This is a genomic window from Actinoallomurus acaciae (assembly GCF_042429965.1).
GTDB classification, from domain to species: Bacteria; Actinomycetota; Actinomycetes; order Streptosporangiales; family Streptosporangiaceae; genus Actinoallomurus; species Actinoallomurus acaciae.
This window is the reverse complement of record NZ_JBHLZP010000838.1, coordinates 1-2,382: the sequence shown is the minus strand read 5'-3', so window position 1 is coordinate 2,382 and position 2,382 is coordinate 1. Positions and strand designations below refer to the sequence as shown.

Annotated in this window: 3 protein-coding genes; all 3 read right to left on the bottom strand. The window is 73.0% G+C overall.

What is annotated here, in order from left to right; translation table 11 throughout:
* Nucleotides 1-138: 138 nt before the first annotated feature.
* A complete protein-coding gene (locus tag ACFFNX_RS47805) occupies nt 139-1,167 on the bottom strand; it encodes an ABC transporter permease (protein WP_378213069.1) in 1,029 nt (342 codons plus the stop codon).
* Nucleotides 1,164-1,928 (bottom strand): ATP-binding cassette domain-containing protein, encoded by a 765-nt coding sequence (locus tag ACFFNX_RS47800; protein ID WP_378213068.1) that lies wholly within the window; start codon nt 1,926-1,928, stop codon nt 1,164-1,166. The genes ACFFNX_RS47805 and ACFFNX_RS47800 overlap by 4 nt, the downstream gene beginning before the upstream one ends.
* Before the next feature lie 37 nt (nt 1,929-1,965).
* Nucleotides 1,966-2,382 (bottom strand): hypothetical protein (locus ACFFNX_RS47795; protein WP_378213067.1); only part of this gene is annotated, 417 nt, incomplete at its 5' end.

Below are 2,382 nucleotides of genomic sequence, written 5' to 3'. Positions count from 1 at the left end.
GCGGGGAGTGTCCCGGGCGGGGAGTGTCCCGGGCGGGGAGTGTCCCGGGCGGGGAGTGTCCCGGGCGGGGAGTGTCTGGGAGGGCGAGTGTCTGGGAGGGCGGGGAGTGTTCCGGACGGCGGGACTTCGGAACAGGCCCTAAGGCCGTTGCCGGGCGGCCCGTCGCATCTGGTCGAGGTAGACGGCGGCGATGAGAACGACGCCGACCGCGACCTGCTGCCAGAACGCCTGGACGCCGAGGACGACGAACCCGTTCTGCAGCACGGTCGGGATGAAGACGCCGATGACCGTGCCGATCATGGTTCCGCGGCCGCCGAACAGGCTCGTGCCGCCGATGACCACGGCCGCGATGGTGGACAGGTTGTCGGTCGCGTGACCGCCGAGGGTCGTGGTGGCGAACCGCGCCAGCGACAGGTATCCGGCCAGGCCGGCCAGCAGGCCCGCGACCGCGTACACCTTGATCAGGTGGCGGGCGGACGCGACACCGGTACGGCGCAGCGCCTCGGCGTTCGAGCCGGCCGCGTACGTGTAGCGGCCGAACCTCGTCTGCGACAGGACGATGCCGCCCGCGATGGCCACGGCCAGGGCGATGACGACCAGCCACGGCACGCCGGCCACCTTGCCGGAGCCGACGCTGAGCACCAGGTTGAACGGCACGTCGCGCACGTCCACGCCGTTGGTGATGAGCAGCGCGGCGCCCTGCGAGGCGCCCATGGTGCCGAGCGTGACGATGAGCGCGGGGATGCGCGCCTTGGCGACCAGCACCCCGTTGATCAGGCCCCACGCCAGGCCGGACACCAGTCCGGCGGCCAGGCCGAGGAGCAGCACGCCGACCGACTGACCGCCGAGCGCGGCCATGATCTTGGCGGAGATGACGCCCGCGAAGACGAGCACGCCGCTCACGGACAGGTCGATCCCGGCGGTGAGGATGACGTACGTCCCGCCGACCGCGAGGACGAGCAGCACCGACGCGTCCGAGGCGATGTTGACGATGTTCGCCGTGGTCGGGAACGCGTGCGGGCGCAGGATCGAGAAGACCGCGCACAGGATCACCAGCGCGCCGAAGATGCGCACGGTCTCGCCGCGGCGCAGGCGGTCGCCGACCGCACGCCAGGCCGGCACCGACGCCGGCTCCTGCGTCGTGGTGCTGGAGTCGACGGTCGTCATGCGGCACGCTCCTCTGTGGTTCCGCTGGTCATCGCCGCGACGAGGTCGTCGACGGTGGCGTCGGCGGCGGTGAACCGCGCCACCCGGGCGCCGAGCCGCAGCACCTCGACCCGATCCGCGACCTCCAGTACCTGCGGCATGTTGTGGCTGATCAGCACGACCGCGATCCCCTCGTCGCGGACCCGGCGGACCAGCTGGAGAACCTGTTCGGTCTGGACGACGCCGAGCGCCGCGGTCGGTTCGTCCATGAAGATCACGCGGCTGGCCCACATCGCGGCCCTCGCCACCGCGACGCTCTGCCGCTGCCCGCCGGACAGCGCGGCGACCGGCGCGGCGGCGTCCTTCAGCCGTACGCCGAGCCGCGCCATCTCGTTCGCGGTGTCGCGGGCCATCGCGCGCTTGTCGAGGAAGCCGAGGCGGCCGAGCAGCCCCGACCGGAAGATCTCGCGGCCGAGGAAGAGGTTGGCCGCCGGGTCCAGGTCGGCGGCGAGCGCCAGATCCTGGTAGACGGTCTCGATGCCGTGGTCGCGCGCGGCGTGCGGGCTGGGCATCGTGACCGGGCTGCCGTCGACCAGGATCTGGCCCGCGTCCGGCTGGTCGGCACCGGACAAGATCTTGACCAGCGTGCTCTTGCCCGCGCCGTTGTCGCCGATCAGGGCCACGATCTCGCCCGCGTGCACCGCGAAGTCGGCGCCGCGCAGCGCGTGGACCTGCCCGAAGCTCCTCTGGATGCCACGGGCCTCAAGCAGCGGCTCAGTCATGAACTCTCCTTGCCATGTCTGGGGGTGAACCCGGTCGTCAGGACTCAGGCCGGGGGACCGGGCCGACCGGACCGGTGATGGCGGTGCGCACTCCCGCCGCTTGACCGGCCAGCAGAGCCGCGCCCCGTGCGCCCGCCTGCACCGCCGTACTTCGCCGGGCGTTGCCGAAGGCCCGGCGGCGCAGCTCGACCATCGCCTCGCTGTGCGCCCATCCGCCGGTCATCACCACCTGGCCGTACGCGCCCGCCGCGGCCGACATGATCTGCTGCAGGCGCTCCAGCTCGGCGGTCGCCTCATCCAGCGCCGCCCGCCAGACGGCGGCCGGCGTTCCCTCGCGCCCGGCGCCGGAGACGGTCGCGGTGCCGTCGTCGGCGAGTCGTGCGCGCAGCGGCCCCGGCTCCGTCTCCAGGGCCGTGCGGTCCAGCTCCGGCAGGTCGTCGCGCTCCCGGCCGAG

Bases quoted from the DNA above. Each gene is read 5' to 3' on its own strand.
- ACFFNX_RS47805 (WP_378213069.1), bottom strand. From the start codon at position 1,167: ATGACGACCGTCGACTCCAGCACCACGACGCAGGAGCCGGCGTCGGTG.
- ACFFNX_RS47800 (WP_378213068.1), bottom strand. From the start codon at position 1,928: ATGACTGAGCCGCTGCTTGAGGCCCGTGGCATCCAGAGGAGCTTCGGG.